This is a genomic window from Pseudoduganella sp. GW821-FHT05F09, assembly GCF_059419605.1.
Genome location: NZ_JBWKSD010000002.1, coordinates 594851 through 613072, shown reverse-complemented (window position 1 = coordinate 613072; position 18222 = coordinate 594851). Strand labels below are relative to the sequence as shown.

At 63.5% G+C, this 18222-nt stretch carries 20 protein-coding genes and 1 tRNA gene; 16 read left to right on the top strand and 5 right to left on the bottom strand.

Going from position 1 to position 18222, the window contains the following annotated elements; translation table 11 throughout:
- Positions 1 to 21: 21 nt before the first annotated feature.
- From AC07S4_RS07995 to AC07S4_RS07980, 4 genes are all read left to right on the top strand, one after another.
- Positions 22 to 573 carry a hypothetical protein gene (locus tag AC07S4_RS07995; RefSeq protein ID WP_494986128.1) on the top strand — a complete coding sequence of 184 codons (552 nt, stop codon included), beginning with the start codon at positions 22 to 24 and terminating at the stop codon, positions 571 to 573.
- A 10-nt stretch (positions 574 to 583) separates the two neighbouring features.
- Complete coding sequence (locus AC07S4_RS07990) at positions 584 to 946, top strand: winged helix-turn-helix domain-containing protein (RefSeq protein WP_494986127.1); 363 nt, start codon at positions 584 to 586, stop codon at positions 944 to 946.
- A 71-nt stretch (positions 947 to 1017) separates the two neighbouring features.
- On the top strand, positions 1018 to 1230 hold the full coding sequence (locus AC07S4_RS07985; protein ID WP_494986126.1) for a hypothetical protein: 213 nt from the start codon (positions 1018 to 1020) through the stop codon (positions 1228 to 1230).
- Between the two features lie 142 nt (positions 1231 to 1372).
- Positions 1373 to 2584, top strand: a complete 1212-nt coding sequence (locus AC07S4_RS07980; RefSeq protein ID WP_494986125.1) for a hypothetical protein — start codon at positions 1373 to 1375, stop codon at positions 2582 to 2584.
- Positions 2585 to 2784: 200 nt separating this feature from the next.
- Here the strand turns inward: AC07S4_RS07980 and AC07S4_RS07975 are convergent.
- Positions 2785 to 2861, bottom strand: a tRNA-Pro gene (locus tag AC07S4_RS07975).
- A 204-nt stretch (positions 2862 to 3065) separates the two neighbouring features.
- Between AC07S4_RS07975 and AC07S4_RS07970 the strand changes: the two genes are divergently transcribed.
- From AC07S4_RS07970 to arsC, 7 genes are all read left to right on the top strand, one after another.
- Positions 3066 to 4214, top strand: coding sequence for a methyl-accepting chemotaxis protein (locus AC07S4_RS07970; protein ID WP_494986124.1), 1149 nt, complete (start codon positions 3066 to 3068; stop codon positions 4212 to 4214).
- 9 nt (positions 4215 to 4223) lie between these two features.
- Positions 4224 to 4592, top strand: a complete 369-nt coding sequence (locus AC07S4_RS07965) for a response regulator (RefSeq protein WP_107876323.1) — start codon at positions 4224 to 4226, stop codon at positions 4590 to 4592.
- Complete coding sequence (locus tag AC07S4_RS07960) at positions 4589 to 4891, top strand: STAS domain-containing protein (protein WP_494986123.1); 303 nt, start codon at positions 4589 to 4591, stop codon at positions 4889 to 4891. The genes AC07S4_RS07965 and AC07S4_RS07960 overlap by 4 nt, the downstream gene beginning before the upstream one ends.
- Before the next feature lie 66 nt (positions 4892 to 4957).
- On the top strand, positions 4958 to 7165 hold the full coding sequence (locus AC07S4_RS07955; protein WP_494986122.1) for a chemotaxis protein CheA: 2208 nt from the start codon (positions 4958 to 4960) through the stop codon (positions 7163 to 7165).
- Positions 7166 to 7189: 24 nt separating this feature from the next.
- A complete protein-coding gene (locus AC07S4_RS07950) occupies positions 7190 to 7714 on the top strand; it encodes a chemotaxis protein CheW (protein ID WP_161072505.1) in 525 nt (174 codons plus the stop codon).
- Between the two features lie 9 nt (positions 7715 to 7723).
- Positions 7724 to 9541, top strand: coding sequence for a HAMP domain-containing methyl-accepting chemotaxis protein (locus AC07S4_RS07945; RefSeq protein ID WP_494986121.1), 1818 nt, complete (start codon positions 7724 to 7726; stop codon positions 9539 to 9541).
- A 79-nt stretch (positions 9542 to 9620) separates the two neighbouring features.
- Entirely contained in the window at positions 9621 to 9968 is a 348-nt protein-coding gene (gene arsC, locus AC07S4_RS07940; protein ID WP_494986120.1) for an arsenate reductase (glutaredoxin), read from the top strand.
- An 86-nt stretch (positions 9969 to 10054) separates the two neighbouring features.
- Here the strand turns inward: arsC and ispB are convergent, their stop codons facing one another.
- Positions 10055 to 11044, bottom strand: coding sequence for an octaprenyl diphosphate synthase (ispB, locus tag AC07S4_RS07935; protein WP_494986119.1), 990 nt, complete (start codon positions 11042 to 11044; stop codon positions 10055 to 10057).
- Positions 11045 to 11310: 266 nt separating this feature from the next.
- On the opposite strand from ispB, the gene rplU reads away from it, so the two are divergent.
- The 4 genes from rplU (at position 11311) to proB (ending at position 14471) form a co-directional block, all read left to right on the top strand.
- Positions 11311 to 11622 carry a 50S ribosomal protein L21 gene (gene rplU, locus AC07S4_RS07930; protein ID WP_057153473.1) on the top strand — a complete coding sequence of 104 codons (312 nt, stop codon included), beginning with the start codon at positions 11311 to 11313 and terminating at the stop codon, positions 11620 to 11622.
- A 38-nt stretch (positions 11623 to 11660) separates the two neighbouring features.
- Positions 11661 to 11918: a 50S ribosomal protein L27 gene (gene rpmA, locus AC07S4_RS07925; protein WP_161072501.1), complete on the top strand. Its 258-nt coding sequence runs from the start codon at positions 11661 to 11663 to the stop codon at positions 11916 to 11918.
- 89 nt (positions 11919 to 12007) lie between these two features.
- Positions 12008 to 13117: a GTPase ObgE gene (gene obgE, locus AC07S4_RS07920; protein WP_494986118.1), complete on the top strand. Its 1110-nt coding sequence runs from the start codon at positions 12008 to 12010 to the stop codon at positions 13115 to 13117.
- 235 nt (positions 13118 to 13352) lie between these two features.
- A complete protein-coding gene (gene proB, locus AC07S4_RS07915; RefSeq protein WP_494986117.1) occupies positions 13353 to 14471 on the top strand; it encodes a glutamate 5-kinase in 1119 nt (372 codons plus the stop codon).
- Between the two features lie 4 nt (positions 14472 to 14475).
- Here proB and nth read toward each other — a convergent pair whose 3' ends face one another.
- Positions 14476 to 15123 carry an endonuclease III gene (gene nth, locus AC07S4_RS07910; RefSeq protein ID WP_494986116.1) on the bottom strand — a complete coding sequence of 216 codons (648 nt, stop codon included), beginning with the start codon at positions 15121 to 15123 and terminating at the stop codon, positions 14476 to 14478.
- A gap of 9 nt (positions 15124 to 15132) precedes the next feature.
- A complete protein-coding gene (rsxB, locus tag AC07S4_RS07905) occupies positions 15133 to 15825 on the bottom strand; it encodes an electron transport complex subunit RsxB (protein WP_494986115.1) in 693 nt (230 codons plus the stop codon).
- A gap of 208 nt (positions 15826 to 16033) precedes the next feature.
- Between rsxB and AC07S4_RS07900 the strand changes: the two genes are divergently transcribed.
- Complete coding sequence (locus AC07S4_RS07900; protein ID WP_494986114.1) at positions 16034 to 16810, top strand: substrate-binding periplasmic protein; 777 nt, start codon at positions 16034 to 16036, stop codon at positions 16808 to 16810.
- A gap of 42 nt (positions 16811 to 16852) precedes the next feature.
- Here the strand turns inward: AC07S4_RS07900 and AC07S4_RS07895 are convergent, their stop codons facing one another.
- Positions 16853 to 18088 (bottom strand): polyhydroxyalkanoate depolymerase, encoded by a 1236-nt coding sequence (locus tag AC07S4_RS07895; RefSeq protein ID WP_494986113.1) that lies wholly within the window; start codon positions 18086 to 18088, stop codon positions 16853 to 16855.
- Positions 18089 to 18222 lie beyond the last annotated feature (134 nt).

The window sequence follows — 18222 nt, the reverse complement described above, 5'->3', positions numbered from 1 at the left end:
GCAACACCTTCAAATGCCGCCATGAACCAGACTATCCCGCCCTTCCGCATGAACTTGTATCTGGTGGCGGGCACCGTCGCCTTGCACGGCTTGATGATGCTGTTGAATGAAGCGTTTTTCATGAAGGCCGAATTCCTGCAGGGCATAGGATGGATTTACCTGCCGGCAGGCACGCGTTTGCTGTGCACGCTGCTGTTCGGACAGGCTGGCGCCGTCGGTTTGCTGATCGCCGGCTGGCTCGCCTGCTATTGCTACTATTTTCCGGGCGACCCGCTGCGCTCCACCGCCGGCGCAATCGCCGGGGCCGCCGGTCCCTATCTCGTGTACCTGATCGCGCAGCGCAAGCTGGGCTTGCGCGCCTCGCTGACCAACCTGACTCCCGGGCGTTTGCTATGGTGCGCGGCCGGCTGTTCGCTGGCCAGTCCGCTGCTGCACCACGCCTGGTTTGCGCTGCAAGGCGGCGAGCACCTGCTCAGCGGCTTTGCCGTCATGTTCATCGGCGACCTCGCCGGCACGCTGCTGGTGGTCTACGCGGCCAAAGGCTTGCTGACGCTGCTGCCTGCACCGTGCTAGAATTTATAGCATGACTACCCCGAAACGGCCCGCCGACATTTACTTGCGCTTCCTGCAATTGGCCGAAGCGCTGCGCGGGCTGCCGTCCTTGCCGTCGCTCGACCCGCTGGAGGAGCGCATCCTGGGCATCATCGCCCGCGCGGGACAGGAGCAGCAGCGCCTTTCCGTGCGCGACATGATGGGCAAGAAAGAACTCGGATCTCCTGCCACGCTGCATAGCCGCTTGACCTCCATGCGTGAAAAAGGCTGGATCATGCTGTCCGACACCGAGGACACGCGGCGCAAGCAGATCGAGCTGACCCAGGCCGCGCTGATGCACTTCGACAAGCTGTCCCGCTGCCTGGTCCAGGCAGCCGAGCAAACCGAAGGATGACTCTATTGCCCAGCGGTAAATACTCGGCTATATTGATCTAAAAATCATAACGGTATGGTTTAGGAGGTCGGATGAATGTGCCGGTGAGCAAGCAGGCGGAGGAGGCGCCAGGGCAGGACGATGCGGTGCTTAGCGCCTATCTCGCCTATCAGGCTGCGCTTGCAGCCAAGCAGCAGAAGCCGCGGCCGCCGTATGGCTACGGTGTTGTCCCGGATAATCCGTCGGCATGCAGTGCGCGGGCATCTTCCAGCACGCTATGCACCGGCAGCGGCCGGGCAAAATAGTAGCCCTGGATCTGTGTGAAAGGCGTCTGTTCGACGCGCAGCAGCTGGGCGCCTACTTTTCACTTTGACAAGCTGCTATTCTGTCTCGCATCACTCAGGGCTGGTCTATATAAAGCAGATTGTCTAAACATTGGGGCGGCGAATGACTGATTCGACAAAAAAACCGCGCATTCGGGTTGCTGAGGCACTCGAATCCAGTGTGGAGGGATTGCTGCATTTCCTATCCCGCTACTTTCGCACCGGCATACGTGTCATTACCTCTCCGCGTCGACGAATTTCTGACCTGCTTGCGGACCGTCATGCGGCACGAGTGAGGTTCGTCCTGCCCATGACATACCTGTCCATTGGGCTTTTCCTGCTTTCGCTGCTTGGTCAAGTGGCGGGAACTCAGATCTACGATTGGATTTGGTTCTCCGATGACCTTGCCGAAAAAGTTACCGATACATTGAGCAAGGAGATTTCCTTATTAAAGGTTGCTGTTCAGGCCTTGCCCGGTGTCTTGGTTGTTGTCGTGCTCTCTGTGGTGCTGCGAACGATGCTCGCTAAACGCGCACCCCGCTCACGCCGGCTGGTGCCCTTCGTCCTAAGTTATGCATTCGGTGCGCAGGCTTGGCTATTGTTTTCGTTGGTCTTTGGCTTTGTGGTTCTTGCCACGATCGCAGGTAAATGGGAGCCCCCAGGGGGAGCCATCGGAGCCAAGTTTTTTGGCGCGATGTTCTACTTAGCTATTTTTACTGGCTTGGTCGCTGCGCTGGTATGCCCCCTGATTTTCGTAGTCAGCGGGTTAAGACTTAGGTTGCTCTGGCGACGGAAGAAGTTGATGGCGACAGTAATAATGGCCACTACTGGAATATCGATGCTCTTCGGCCACTGGGTCATACTGCACGCTACGATACTACCCACGCAGGTAATCAAAACTGCTAAGGGATCGACGGCGCCACGACTTGATGTGCTGGATATCGGGTACTCGATAGTAGGCGACACCGCCAACGTTCGCATAAGCATTCTGCTGGCAAATCCGGACACTAAAGCGTTCGGATGGGAGACTGAAAAATTTGATTTGTACCTGTACCCACAAACAGCTGCCGCGAACGCTCGTGATTGCAAAGGCGACTCGCTGCACTTTCGGGGTATTAGGGTAATTGATAGCACCAACGTGGTTCGAAGATACGTCACCATCGAACCTAGCCAAACTCAATGGTTCGAAGTCGCTACAACACTCGAAACGAATGAATTGATGCGGCAATCCTTACAGCGCAAAGGTGAGTGGGGCGTGTCCGCGACCGCTAGTCTCTCAAAAAAAGAAGTGCACGCAGATTGTGCAGTTCGCACAATGCTTAAACGAGCAAGTTGACGGACGACCACGCGAGCTTCGATTGTTGCGGTGTTCGTCCTGCGCATGACCCTGTCAGTTTGACCCGCTCGCCATACCTGGCGATGCTGCAACCCGGTCGTACAACCTTCGAAGCCCAACTCCTTTAGTTTCTGAGGCTGGAATAGAGAATCCGGCGAAAAATAAAATCCATGCAAGTGGTTGATTGTCTAGCGGATTCTTGGTCGGGGTGAGAGGATTCGAACCTCCGGCCTCTGCGTCCCGAACGCAGCGCTCTACCAGGCTGAGCCACACCCCGACGGTGCAGGCCTAAATTACAGCAGAAAATGACGGAAATGGCAACTATGCTGGATCGCCATGGCAACACTGCACTTTTTTCGTGCAAGCGTGGTTTTTTGGTACAAGCGCATCGATATTGCAAATCGCAAATATCTTTTTGATAGAATGATTCGGCAGTGTGCATGACATGGTTTGAAGTTCTCCCACCCTGAGAAGACGCCCATTGAACTCACTTCTGGACAATACCGGCGGCCGCAACTATCCGGCCGCCTTCGCTCTCGCCGGCGCCTTGATGGCGCTGTTCTGGCCCCATGCTGGCTGGTACGGCATCCTGGGGGCGCTGGCCTTCCTCGCCGCCGGCGCCTACGCCTGGCTGCAGCTCAGCGGCGGCAAGTCCGATCCGCGCGCCGAAGTGCATGACTACCTGGACGGCCGCCAGCAGTTCGCCGAAGAAGTCACGCCGGTATGGTGCCGCCATATCGAATCCTCGCGCAGCCAGATGGAGGACGCGGTGTCCGAACTGGCCAGCCGCTTCTCCACCATCGTGGACAAGCTGGACGAAACCCTGCGCCTGTCCAGCGCCGCCGCCGACAGCCAGGACGGCGCCTCGCTGAGCCAGGTCTTCACACAAAGCGAACGCCAGCTGGGCGAGGTGGTGGCCACCATGAAATCCGCGCTGGCCTCCAAGCACGCCATGCTGACCCGCATCCGCGAGCTGGAACAGTTCACGCGCGAACTGCGCGACATGGCCGAGGGCGTAGCCAGCATCGCCGCCCAGACCAATCTGCTGGCGTTGAACGCGGCCATCGAGGCGGCGCGCGCCGGCCCGGCCGGACGCGGCTTCGCCGTAGTGGCGCAGGAGGTGCGCAACCTGTCCAACCGCTCGGCCGAAACCGGGCGCAGCATCAGCGACCGGGTGGGCAAGATCAGCGTGGCCATCGTGTCCGCCTGCAAGGCCGCCAATGAATCGAGCGCGGCCGAGGACCAGGCCATGCAGTCCTCAGAAGGCACCATCGACGCCGTTCTGCGCGAGTTCCGCAACCTCACCGACGCCATGGCGCAGTCGTCCGAACTGCTCAAGCAGGAGAGTGTCACTATCAAAGGTGAAGTGGGCGAGGCTCTGGTGCAGCTGCAATTCCAGGACCGGGTGAGCCAGGTTCTGGGGCATGTGAGCCACAATATCGGGCTTTTGCCCAGTTTGCTTGACGAGAACCGCCGCCAATATCAGCATGGGGCTACACTGGAGGCACCGCAGGCCAACGCGCTGCTGGGCGAGCTGGAGAAAACCTATGCAATGGCCGAGGAGCACGCTGTGCACCGGGGCGATCAGAAAGTGATCGCGGCGCCGTCCGACGAAGTGACATTTTTCTAGGGAAGCACTATGGCAAAAACCATCATGGTCATCGACGATTCGGCCTCGCTGCGGCAGGTGGTCGGCATTGCGCTGAAAAGCGCGGGCTACGACGTGATCGAAGCGCGCGACGGCATGGATGCGCTGTCCAAGCTGACCGGACAGAAGGTCAACCTGGTGGTGTGCGACGTCAACATGCCCAATATGGACGGGATTACCTTCGTCAAGGAAATCAAGCAGCTGCCCAATTACAAGTTCACTCCCGTCATCATGCTGACCACCGAGTCGCAGGAGGCGAAAAAGCGCGAAGGCCAGGCGGCCGGCGCCAAGGCTTGGGTGGTCAAGCCCTTCAAGCCGGAAGTGCTGCTGGGGGCGGTGCAGAAGCTGGTGCTGCCGTGAGCGCGGCCCGCATCGCCATCGACGGCGAACTGAATATCTACCGCGCGGCGGACCTGAAGACCTTGCTGCTGGGCGAGCTGCAGCGCAGCACCAGCCTGGAGGTCGACCTGGCCGGCGTGACCGAAGTCGACAGCGCCGGCCTGCAGGTGCTGATGCTGGCCAAGCAGACCGCGCGCGCCGACAAGCGCGAGCTGCGCCTCAGCGGCCACAGCCCGGCCGTGCTGGACGTGTTTGAACTGCTGGACCTGGGCGCCTGGTTCGGCGACGCCCTGCTGATGGCCCCGCGCAAGGATCATTAAGTAGATCACTCAGCGCATCACTGGGCACTCCCCCCGCACCGCCGTACCCGCTCTGGAGGCAAGACGATGGACTTGGACCTGGCGCTACAAACCTTCATCCTGGAAAGCCGGGAATTGCTGGAGGACATGGAGAATGCCTTGCTCAACGCGGGTCACTCCGGCGAGGGCGGGGGCGACGAGGCGGTGCACGCCATCTTCCGCGCGGCCCATACGATCAAAGGCTCGGCCGGGCTGTTCAGCCTGGACCATATCGTGGAATTCACCCACGTGGTGGAAAGCCTGCTGGACGACGTGCGCGACGGCAAGCTGGCGCTGAGCGACGAGCTGATCGTGCTGCTGCTGTCCTGTTGCGACCACCTGTCGGGCATGATCACGGCGCTGGCGGCCGGCCAGACCGAGGCCGACGCCGCCATGCTGGCCGAGGGCAAGCCGCTGATCGCCCAGCTGCGCGTGCAGATGGGCCAGCCGGCCGACGGCGGCCACCATGATGGCGGACACGGCGGCCACGGCGAAGGCGGCGCGCTGGTGGCGGAAGACCATCCCGGCGTGGAGCGCATGGGCGAACCGGGCGGTTCCAGCGACGCCTGGCATTTGTCGCTGCGCTTCGGTCCCGACGTGCTGCGCGACGGCATGGACCCGCTGTCCTTTATCCGCTACCTGGGCCAGATCGGCCGCATCGTCGGCATCGTCACGCTCGCCGACGCCATTCCCGCCGCCGAGCAGATGGACCCCGAGACCTGCTACCTGGGTTTTGAAATCGCGCTGGAAACCGAGGCCGACAAGGCCGCCATCGAAGGCGTGTTCGAATTCGTGCAGGACTCCTGCACGCTGCACATCCTGCCGCCGCGCAGCCGGGTCGAGGAGTATGTGCGCCTGATCCGCGAGCTGCCCGAGCAGAAGGCGCTGCTGGGCGACATCCTGGTGCGCTGCGGCTGCATCACGCAGCGCGAGCTGGACGCGGCGCTGCAGGTGCAGGCCGCCGCCGGCCATTCGCCGGCCGCCGCGCCCCCGCTGGGCGCCATCCTGGTGGGGCAGGGCACGGCCGAGCCGGCCATGGTGGAGGCCGCGCTGAGCAAGCAGAAGCAGGGCGCCGATCCCAAGCCCACCGAGAGCCGCTCCATCCGCGTCGACGCCGACAAGCTGGACCTGCTGATCAACCTGGTGGGCGAGCTCATCATCGTAGGCGCCTCGGCCAACCTGATCGCGCGCCAGGTGCGCAACAGCGAGCTGCTCGAATGCACCTCCATGCTGAGCGACCTGGTGGAGCAGGTGCGCGATTCGGCGCTGCAGCTGCGCATGGTGAAAATCGGCGCCACCTTCAACCGCTTCCAGCGCGTGGTGCACGACGTGGCGCGCGAAATCGGCAAGGACATCGGCCTGGCCGTGAGCGGCGAGGACACCGAACTGGACAAGACCGTGGTGGAGAAAATCGGCGACCCGCTGACGCACCTGGTGCGCAACGCCATCGACCACGGCATCGAACCGGCCGAGCTGCGCGCCGAGCGCGGCAAGCCGCTGCGCGGCACCGTGCGCCTGAACGCCTTCCACGACTCGGGCAGCATCGTCATCGAAGTGAGCGACGACGGCGGCGGCCTGGACCGCGAGCGCATCCTGGCCAAGGCCATCGAGCGCGGGCTAATCGAGCCGGACCGCAAGCTGAGCGACCAGGAAATCTACGGCCTGATCTTCGAGCCGGGCTTTTCCACGGCGGCCGCCATCACCAATCTGTCCGGGCGCGGCGTGGGCATGGACGTGGTCAAGCGCAACATCACCGCGCTGCGCGGCACCGTCATGGTCGACAGCGCGCCGGGCCTGGGCACCACGGTCACCGTGCGCCTGCCGCTGACGCTGGCCATTATCGACGGCTTCCTGGTCGGCCTGGGCACGGCCACCTTCGTGGTGCCGCTGGACATGATAGACGAATGCATCGAGTTCGCCGCCGAGCCCGGGCACGACTACACCAATCTGCGCGGCCAGGTGCTGCCCTTCATCCGGCTGCGTTCGCTGTTCGGCGTCAGCACGCCGCCGCCGCGGCGCGAGAGCATCGTGGTGGTCAAGCACCAGGGCCAGCGCATCGGCCTGGTGGTGGACGCGCTGCACGGCGAATTCCAGACCGTCATCAAGCCGCTGGGGCGCATGTTCAGCCAGCTGCGCTGCATCAGCGGCTCGACCATCCTGGGCAGCGGCGAGGTGGCGCTGATCCTGGACGTGCCGGCCATCGTCGGGCGCGGCGGCGGCGGCGGTGCTGCCGACACGCCGCAGCTGGCCGCCTGAACCCCATCCAACAAGGAGACCATCATGACAGCAATGGTGCAAGCAGGCCGGGGCACGCCGCCGGCCGCAGTACAGGAGTCGGCCCAGTTCCTCACCTTTATGCTGGGCGGCGAAGTGTTTGCCATCGGCATCCTGGCCATCAAGGAAATCATCGAATATGAAGGCCTGACCACGGTGCCGCTGATGCCCGAGTGCGTGCGCGGCGTGATCAACCTGCGCGGCGCGGTGGTGCCGGTGATGGACCTGGCGGCGCGCTTTGGCCGGCCCGCCACGCAGATCGGCAAGCGCACCGCCATCGTCATCGTCGAGATCGACGCGGACGGCGAGCAGCAGGTGGTGGGCGTGATGGTGGATGCGGTCAACGCCGTGATCGACATCCCGCCGGCCGACATTGAAAAGGCGCCGCAGTTCGGCGCCCGCATCCGCGCCGAATTCATCGCCGGCATGGGCAAGGTCAACGGCAAGTTCGTAATCCTGCTCAACACCGACCAGGTGCTGTCCGTATCCGAACTGGAAGCGATGGCGCAGGTTGCCGCCGTGCCCGCCTAAGGAGGATTTATGCTCAACAACATGACGGTGCGCGCCAAGCTGATCACCCTGGTGGGCGTGAGCCTGCTGGCCCTGCTAATCGTGATGGCCATCGGCATACGCGGCATGCAGCACGACCGCGTGATGCTGGACGACGTGGGCCGCAACAAGCTGCCCTCCGTGCTCAGCCTGCAAACCATCAACCAGGGCATGACGGCGCTGCGCTCGGCCAGCCGCGCCATCGACGCGGTGGCGGCCTATCCCGACGAGTTCGCCGAAGTGGACCGGCTGCTCAAGCGCAAGCAGGAGTTCGCCGCGCGCGTGGACAAGGCCTGGAAAATCTACGACGCGCTGCCGCAGGAAACCGAGGAGGCGGTGATCTGGAAGCAGTTCGTCAAGGAGTGGGACGCGTGGAAGGCGGCCGATACGCGCTACGACCAGCTGGCGCTCGAGGTGGGCCGCGCAGGCAGCGCCGAGAAGCGCAAGGACGCGTTCGCCGCCATGCACCAGGAACTGACCGCGCAGCGTCCGCTGTTCAACGCGGCCGAAGCCACGCTGGGCAAAGTGGTCGAACTCAACGAGCAATACGGCACCGCCGCCGTGGCCAAGGCCGAAGAGTCATCCAGCCGCGCGCTCATGTTGATGTACTGCGCCGCCGCGCTGGCGCTGCTGCTGCTGGTGGGCATAGGCTGGATGATACTGCGCGGCGTGCTGCGCCAGCTGGGCGGCGAGCCGGCCTACGCTGCCGGCATCGTGCACGAAGTGGCGCAAGGCAATTTCGCGGTCGACGTGCAGTTGCGGCCGGGCGACACCAGCAGCCTGCTGTATTCGATGAAGCAGATGGTGGACAAGCTGCTGCAGCAGATCGGCGGCGAGCCGGCCTATGCGGCGCGCATCGTCAACGAAGTGGCGCGCGGCGATCTGATGGTGCAGGTCGACCTGCGTCCCGGCGACAAGGCCAGCCTGCTGTTCGCCATGAAAACCATGATAGACAAGCTGTCCTCGGTGCTGACCGAGGTGAGCAGCGGCGCCCAGGCGCTGGCCAGCGCCTCCGAAGAAATCTCCGCCACGGCGCAGTCGCTGTCGCAGGCCGCCAGCGAGCAGGCGGCGGGCGTGGAGGAAACCAGCGCCTCGGTGGAAGAGATGACGGCTTCCATCGCGCAGAACACCGAGAACGCCAAGGTGACCGACAGCATGGCCGGCCAGGCCTCGGCCCAGGCCGCCGAGGGCGGCTCGGCCGTGAAATCCACGGTGGAAGCGATGACGCAGATCGCCAAGAAAATCAGCATTATCGACGACATCGCCTACCAGACCAATCTGCTGGCGCTGAACGCGGCCATCGAAGCGGCGCGCGCGGGCGAGCACGGCAAGGGCTTCGCGGTGGTGGCGGCCGAGGTGCGCAAGCTGGCCGAGCGCTCGCAGGTGGCGGCGCAGGAGATCAGCGAAGTGGCCGGCAGCAGCGTGGAGCTGGCGCAAAAAGCCGGCAAGCTGCTCGACGAGATGGTGCCGAGCATCAAGAAAACCTCCGACCTGGTGCAGGAGATCACGGCCGCGTCCGAGGAGCAATCGAGCGGCGTGGCGCAGATCAACTCCGCGATAGGCCAGCTCAGCCAGACCACCCAGCAGAACGCCTCCAGTTCCGAAGAGCTGGCCGCCACCGCCGAGGAGATGAGCGGCCAGGCCGAGCAGCTGCAGCAGGCGGTGGCCTTCTTCCGGGTGGAAGGCAGCGAGCGGCGGCCGCCGCCGCGCCGCGCCGCCGCCGCGCCGGTGCGCGGCCGGGCCACGCCCAGCACGCGCACCCTGGTCACGGAGACCGAGCCGGACGACAGCAATTTCGTGCGCTTCTGAGCCGGCGGCGGGACGGGTGCTTGCGCGGCCGTCCCGTATCGCCTAGCATGGCCGCCTCAACGAACCACAGGAGGCGGCCATGGCCATCACCATCTACCACAACAATGCCTGCAGCAACTCGCGCGGCGCGCTGGCGCTGATACGCGAAAGCGGCGTCGAACCCGAGATCATCGACTACCTGAGCGCGCCGCCCACGCGCGCGCGCCTGCAAGAGCTGATTTTGCAGGCCGGCCTGACGGTGCGCGGCGCCATGCGCGACAAGGGCGAGCTGTACGAGCAACTCGGGCTGGCCGACGCCAGCCTGGACGACGCCGCTCTGCTGGACGCGATGATGGCGCATCCCAGCCTCATCAACCGCCCCTTCGTCGTCACCCCCAAGGGCGTGCGCCTGTGCCGTCCGCCCGCACTGGTCCACGACATCCTGTAGCCCAAAACCACAAAGGGGTCAGGGTTGGTTTTCCCATGCGGGAAAACTAACCCTGACCCCTTTTGTTTTTACGGCAAGCCTGGCGCTTAGTGGGTGCGGTCGACGGCGAAGCGGGCCAGCTGCAGCAGGGCGTCCTTGTAGACGCTGGCGGGCAGGCCGGAGACGGCGTCGGCGGCGCGCTCGGCGGCCACTTCGGCGGCGCGGCGGGTGTAGTCCAGCGCACCGCTGCCGGTGATGGCGGCCAGGATGGTGTCGAAGTGCTGCTCGTCGCCGTTCTCGATGCAGGAACGCACCAGCTGGCGCTGCGCTTCGGTGCCGTGGCTCATCAGCCAGATCAGCGGCAGGGTGGGCTTGCCTTCGCGCAGGTCGTCGCCCACGTTCTTGCCGATTTCGGCGGCGTCGCCGGCGTAGTCGAGCACGTCGTCGATCAGCTGGAAGGCGGTGCCCAGCGAGCGGCCGTATTCGCCGGCGGCGGCGATCTGCTCGTCATTGGCGCCGGAGATCAGCGCGCCCAGCTCGGCCGCCGCTTCGAACAGCTTGGCGGTCTTGGAGCGTATCACTTGCAGGTAGCGCTCCTCGCTCACGTCCGGGTCGTGCATATTGAGCAGCTGCAGCACTTCGCCTTCGGCGATCACGTTGGTGGCGTCCGACAGGATCTGCATCACGCGCATGCTGTTGAGCGATACCATCATCTGGAAGGCGCGCGAGTACAGGAAGTCGCCCACCAGCACCGAGGCGGCGTTGCCGAACAGGGCGTTGGCGGTGGCGCGCCCGCGGCGCAGCGACGATTCGTCCACCACGTCGTCATGCAGCAGGGTGGCGGTGTGGATGAATTCGACCACGGCGGCCAGCTCGTGGTGGGCCGCGCCTTGATAGGAGTAGGCGTTGGCCACCAGCAGCACGAGCACGGGACGGATGCGCTTGCCGCCGGCGCTGATGATATATTCCGCAATCTGGTTAACCAGCGGCACTTCCGAGTGCAGGCGCTGGCGGATCACCAGATTCACCGCGTCCATATCGGCGGCGATGGTCTGGGTGATGGTGTTGGAGTTGGCGTGTTGGGTAGCGGCAGACAAGGCAAACCTGCAAGGGTGAGTGAAGTGCCGCGATTATACGTCATGCCCCGGCTGTGGTGGCGATTGCCATAGGGGATGTCGGCTTGGCAACCCGGGCGCCTGCGCCGGACGGCAATATTGCCGACATACCATGCTCGCCAGGAATTTGGAATACTCTTTGACGCAAATTTTCAGTTTGTGTATAATCGCAGGTTCTCCCCGTTCCACACTGTTGTTCTGCGGTACGCAGCGGAGGATTCTTTTAACATTTGATGAGGTTTCAAATCATGTACGCGGTCATAAAAACCGGTGGCAAACAGTATAAAGTTGTCGCTGGCGAAAAACTCAAAGTAGAACAGATACCTGCTGACATTGGTTCCGAACTCACCATCGATCAAGTACTCGCGGTTGGCGAGGGCGAAGCCATCAAGTTTGGCACGCCCCTGGTCGCAGGTGCTACGGTTCAGGTGAAAGTAGTTTCCCAAGGTCGTCACGACAAGGTCAAGATCTTCAAAATGCGTCGTCGTAAGCATTACCAGAAGCATCAAGGCCATCGCCAGAACTACACCGAAATCCAGATCGTTTCGATCAACGGCTAATCGTCGTCTTTAACTACAGCTAATTTAGGAGCTAATAAATGGCACACAAAAAAGGCGGCGGCACAACCCGCAACGGCCGCGACTCGGAATCAAAACGCCTGGGCGTTAAAGTGTACGGCGGTCAATCGATCAATGCTGGCGGCATCATCATTCGTCAACGCGGCACTCCAGTGCGCGCTGGCGAAGGCGTAGGCACCGGCAAAGACCACACCCTGTTCGCCCTGGTGGACGGCAAGGTGAAGTTTGTTGTCAAAGGCCCGGACTCGCACCAGTTCGTGACCGTAGTAGCAGCGTAATTCGCGCTACTAACGCAAAGTAAGGCGCAAGCCTTCAATCGAAAGGCTCTGCCAACGGTAGAGCCTTTTTAGTTTTATGGCGGCACATTATGAAGTTTATCGACGAAGCACGAATTGAAGTCATCGCCGGCAGTGGCGGTAACGGTTGCGCCTCTTTCTGCCGTGAGAAGTTCCGCCCCTTCGGCGGTCCTGACGGCGGCGACGGCGGCAAAGGCGGCTCCATCTGGGCCATCGCGGACCGTAACGTCAACACCCTGGTCGACTACCGCTATTCGAAAATGCACCGCGCCAAGGACGGCGAATCGGGACGCGGCTCGGATTGCTACGGCAAGGGCGCGGATGATATCTACCTGCGCATGCCGGTGGGCACCCTGATCATCGACGAAGTCAACGGCGACATCATCGCCGACATGACCGAGCACGGCCAGACTGAATTGCTGGCGCTGGGCGGCGAGGGCGGCTGGGGCAATATCCACTTCAAAACGTCGACGAACCGTGCGCCGCGCCAGAAGACCGAAGGCAAGGAAGGGATGCGCCGCGAGCTGCGCCTGGAATTGAAAGTGCTGGCCGACGTCGGCCTGCTGGGCATGCCGAACGCCGGCAAGTCCACCTTCATCACGGCCGTGTCCAACGCCAAGCCGAAGATCGCCGATTACCCGTTCACGACGCTGCACCCTAACCTGGGCGTGGTGCGCGTGTCGCATGAAAAATCCTTCGTCATCGCCGACATTCCCGGCCTGATCGAAGGCGCCGCCGAAGGCGCCGGCCTGGGCCACCAGTTCCTGCGCCACCTGCAGCGTACCGGCCTGCTGCTGCACATTGTGGATCTGGCCCCGTTCGAGGACGCCGCCGATCCGGTCAAGGAAGCCAAGGCCCTGGTCAAGGAACTGAAGAAGTACGACGAGGCGCTGGTGGACAAGCCGCGCTGGCTGGTGCTCAACAAGCTGGACGTGATACCGGAAGCCGAGCGCGTCAAGCGCGTGAAGGATTTCGTCAAGAAGTTCGGTTTCAAGGGACCGGTGTTCGAGATCTCCGCGCTGAGCCACGAGGGCACGCAGGAACTGGTCAACGCCATCTATATGCACCTGGAGAAAGTGAAGCACAGCGAACAGCGTGCCGAGGAAACCCAGATGACGGAAGAGGCGCGCGGCATTTCCTCGATCGATCCGGACGATCCGCGCTTCAAGATCATGGAGTGAAATCCTTGATTGAGTTGCAACTGAGATTCAGTAACTCGCAATAACTCTGCAACAACGGCATAATCAGCTATTCGCTGATTTGCATTCCCATCAACAGTGCCGGCCCGCCACCATGGGCTGGCACTGTCTGCGGCAAGGCAGGGCAACCCGCCCTTCGAAAATCAAGCAAGGCACGACTTGGCAGCGCAGCGCGCGCCGGGACTATCGAGTTGATTGAAATGAGAACCGCCGCATCATGAATTCCGTCATACAGAAATCCACCCGCATCATCATCAAGGTCGGCTCCTCGCTGGTCACCAACGACGGGCGCGGCCTGGACCACGCCGCCATCGCGCGCTGGGCCGCCCAGATCGCCGCCTTGCGCGCGCTGGGCAAGGAGGTGGTGCTGGTCAGCTCGGGCGCCATCGCCGAGGGCATGCTGCGCCTGGGCTTTGAAGCCCGCCCCACCGACATCCACGAACTGCAGGCCTGCGCCGCCGTGGGCCAGATGGGCCTGGCGCAGATCTACGAAACCAGCTTCCGCGCCCACCAGCTGGGCACGGCGCAAGTGCTGCTGACGCACGCCGACCTGGCCGACCGCGAGCGCTACCTGAACGCGCGCTCCACGCTGACCACCTTGCTGCGCCTGGGCATCGTCCCCATCATCAACGAGAACGACACCGTGGTCACCGACGAGATCAAGTTCGGCGACAACGATACGCTGGGCGCGCTGGTGGCCAACCTGATCGAGGCCGACGCGCTGATCATCCTGACCGACCAGCGCGGCCTGTTCAGCGCGGACCCGCGCAAGGACCCGTCGGCCTATCTGATCGCGCAGGGCCGCGCGGGCGACCTGGCGCTGGAGGCGATGGCGGGCGGCGCCGGTTCCAGCCTGGGGCGCGGCGGCATGCTGACCAAGATCCTGGCGGCCAAGCGCGCCGCCAAGTCGGGCGCGCACACCGTGATCGCGTTCGGGCGCGAGGAGAATGTGCTGACGCGGCTGGCCGGGGGCGAAGCCATCGGCACCGAGCTGTCGGCGCAGACCGGGCACCTGACGGCGCGCAAGCAGTGGATGGCCGATCATCTGCACACGGCAGGCCAGGTGGTGCTGGACGCGGGCGCGGTGCAGAAGCTGAGCAAGGAAGGCAAGTCGCTGCTGCCGATCGGCGTGATCGACGTGAAGGGCGAGTTTGGGCGCGGCGCGGTGATTACCTGCGTGGCCGAAGACGGCAGCGCCATCGCGCGCGGGCTGTCGAACTACAGCAGCGCGGAGGCGCGCAAGATCAAGCGCAAGCCCTCGGCCGAGATCGAGTCCGTGCTGGGCTACCTCGAAGGCCACGAGCTGATACACCGCGACAATATGGTCCTGCTGTAAGTGCTCACACCCCGGCCGGGACCGGGGTCTTGGCCTTGTACTCGCACAGGTCGGCGATGATGCAGTTCCAGCACTGCGGCTTGCGCGCCATGCAGGTGTAGCGGCCGTGCAGTATCAGCCAGTGGTGGGCGTCCAGCAGGAATTCTTTCGGCACGAACTTCATCAGCTTTTCCTCCACGATGTCCACGTTCTTGCCCGGCGCGATGCCGGTGCGGTTGGACACGCGGAAGATGTGCGTGTCCACCGCCATGGCGATCTCGCCGAAGGCCGTGTTGAGCACCACGTTGGCGGTCTTGCGGCCCACGCCCGGCAACTGCACCAGTTCCTCGCGCGTGCGCGGCACTTCGCCGCCGTGCTGATCCACCAGTATCCGGCAGGTGGCCAGCACGTTCTTGGCCTTGGTCTTGTACAGGCCTATGGTCTTGATGTAGTCGGTCAGCTCGTCCAGCCCCAGGTCCAGCATGGCCTGCGGCGTGTTCGCCACCGGATACAAGCGCCGCGTGGCCTTGTTCACGCCCACGTCGGTCGCTTGCGCCGACAGCAGCACGGCAATCAGCAGCTCGAACGGCGTCGTATATTCCAGCTCGGTTTTCGGGGAGGGATTGGCCGCGCGCAGGCGGCTGAAGATTTCGTGGCGCTTAGTGGCGTTCATTAGTGGCGTTCATTCCGGTTTTTCCTTCTTTGCCGCTTCGGCTTTCAGCCGCGCGCGCTCCATCGCCGCGGCGATAATGGCGCGCTTGCGTTCCTTCTCCGCTTCGCCAGCCGCCGTGCCCGGATCCAGCGCTTCCACCGCCTTCATCTTTTCCACGGCCTTGGCCGCCAGCCGCGCGTCGTTCTCTTCGCTTTCGCGGCGCAAACGCATGGCGCGGAAGTCGTGCCGTTCGCGCGCCGCGTCGGCCTCGGCCTGTGGCCAGGCCTGCCAGCCCGTGCTCTCCGTGACCGGGAACATGACGATACAGTCCACCGGGCAGGGGTTCACGCACAGGTCGCAGCCGGTGCACAGCTCCGGCACGATGGTATGCATCTGCTTGGCCGCGCCCACGATGGCGTCCACCGGGCAGGCCTGGATGCACAGCGTGCAGCCTATGCACAGCGCCTCGTCGATATAGGCCACCGCGCGCGGCCGTTCCAGGCCGTTGACCGGGTTGAGCGGGATGACGGGGTAGCCGGTGACGGCCGACAGGCGCGCTATGCCTTCGGCGCCGCCCGGCGGGCACTGGTTGATGCCCGCATTGCCGGCGGCGATCGCTTCGGCGTAGGGGCGGCAGCCGTTATAGCCGCACTTGGTGCACTGCGTTTGCGGCAGGGCGTTTTCAATGCGGTCGGCGAGGGGGAGGGGCGCGGCGTCTGGCACGGCTAAATCGGTGGCGGTTAATATGCCATTATCCGATATCTGCGGGCGGCAGGCTGGAAAAACCTTCCAGCGCGCGGGGAAAATTGCGAATTAGGAATAACAGTTTGCTAGCGGTAACATTTTGTGGGAGCATAGCCGGATGCGGAATAGGGAACCATGCGGGGGGGAAGCGATGAGGCGGGGGCAGCGGTTGCGGCCGGGCGCCGGCTTGCTGGCGGCCGTCCTGCTGGCTTCCGCGCTGGCGTTTTGTCCGCCTGCCCCGGCGGCACCGCCGGCGCCGCTGCGTTTCGCCGCCGAGGACTGGGCGCCCTTTGTCACCAATGCCTTGCCCGGCCAGGGTTTGTCCGCCTCTTTTGTGGACGCGGTGCTGGCGCGCGCCGGCTATACGGCGCGGATCGACTACTTCCCCTGGAAGCGCACCGTGGAAATCGGTCTGCACCATCCGGGCTATGCCGGTTTCCTGGCCGTGTGGCGCACGCCCGAGCGCGAGAAGCTGTGCCATTTTTCCAGTTCCATCGGCAGCACCCGGAATGTGCTGGCTTACCTGAAGGACGCGCCGGTGCAGGCCGCCGCGCTGGCGGACTTGCAGGGGATGCGCATCGGCACCGTGGCGGGTTATTCGAATGGCGAGCAGTTTGACGGCATGGCGCGCGCCGGGCAGTTGCGGGCGGAGGAGGGCGTGAACGACGAGACCAATCTGCGCAAGCTGCTGACCGGGCGCTACCCCGCCATCGTGATCGAGAAGCGGGTGCTGCGCCATTTGCTGGCCAGGGGGCCGTTCAGCAAGGCCGAGCGCGAGCGCGTCGTGTTTTCCGAGCAGCTGTTCAGGGAGCGCTCGGTGCATGTGTGCTTTAAGCGCAATGCGGAGGGGCTGAAGCTGCAGAAGGCTTTCAACGAGGCGGCCAGGGAGTTTGACCTGGGGAACGTCGAGCGCGAGTATTGGCGCCGCATGGGCGACGAGGTGGCGCTGCTGCCGATGCCGTGAGCGCAGGCCAAAAAAATCCCCGGGCGGGCCGGGGATTTGCTGTTATCCGTGTTTGCGGATGAATTCGCTGATCTTGGGGCAGACGATCTCGCGCCAGCGGCGGCCGGAGAAGATGCCGTAGTGGCCGGCGCCCGGCGTGACGAAGTCCTGCTGCATGTCGGCCGGGATGTTGGCGCACAGCTCGTGCGCGGCCTGCGTCTGGCCGGCGCCGGAGATGTCGTCCAGCTCGCCTTCCACGGTGAACAGCGCCACATTGGTGATGTCCTGCGGACGCACCAGCTGGCCGCCCACTTTCCACGTGCCTTGCGGCAGCGAGAAGTCCTGGAACACGGTCTTGATGGTGTCCAGGTAGTACTCGGCCGGCATGTCCAGCACGGCGTTGTATTCGTCGTAGAACTTGCGGTGGCTTTCCGCCGGCTCGTCGTCGCCCGTCACCAGGTGCATATAGAACTCGCGGTGGCTCTGCGCGTGGCGGCCCGGATTCATGGCGATGAAGCCGGCGTGCTGCAGGAAGCCCGGATAGACCTTGCGGCCGAAGCCGGGGTAGTTCGGCGGCACCGAGTAGATCACGGTGTTTTCAAACCATGAGAACTTTTTCTCGGTGGCCAGGTTGTTCACGGCCGTCGGCGATTTGCGCGGGTCGATCGGGCCGCCCATCATGGTCATGGTCTTCGGCAGTTTCGGGTCCTTGGCGGTGGCCATCAGCGCGATGGCGGCCAGCACCGGCACGGTGGGCTGGCAGACCGAAATCACATGCAGGTCCGGGCCCAGGTGGCGGATAAAGTCCTGGACATAGAAAATATAGTCGTCCAGGTGGAACGGTCCGGCCGACAGCGGCACCATGCGGGCGTCGGTCCAGTCGGTGATGTAGACGTCCTGCTCCTGCAGCAGCGCGGACACGGTGTCGCGCAGCAGCGTGGAGTGGTGGCCGGACAGCGGCGCCACCAGCAGCACGGTGGGCTGCTTGAGCGCGCGGATTTCCTTGTCGCTCAGGTCTTTTTTGAAATGGATCAGGCGGCAGAACGGTTTGTTGACCACGACGTGCTCGACGATGCGGGTCTCTTTGCCGTTGACGGTAACGCTATCAATGCCGAACGGCGGTTTTTCGTATTCTTTGCCCAAACGGTACATCAGCTCGTAACCTGCTGCGATCCTCTGCGAAAACGGCGTATGCGCCAGGGGAGAGACGGGGTTGCTGAACAGTTTGGAAGACGCGTCCGCCCATTGCATCAGCGGCGTCAGGAATGTGCGTTGCATTTCGTGCAGTTGGTAAAGCATAAATATTCCTGGGTAATAATCGGGGACTTGGGCGCCCCGGTGGGTGGAATCATGAACCCATTATAGGATATTTGACCATGACGTAAAGCACTTTGCGATGACCATAGGCAAGGCACGCCGGTGCAGCATAACGG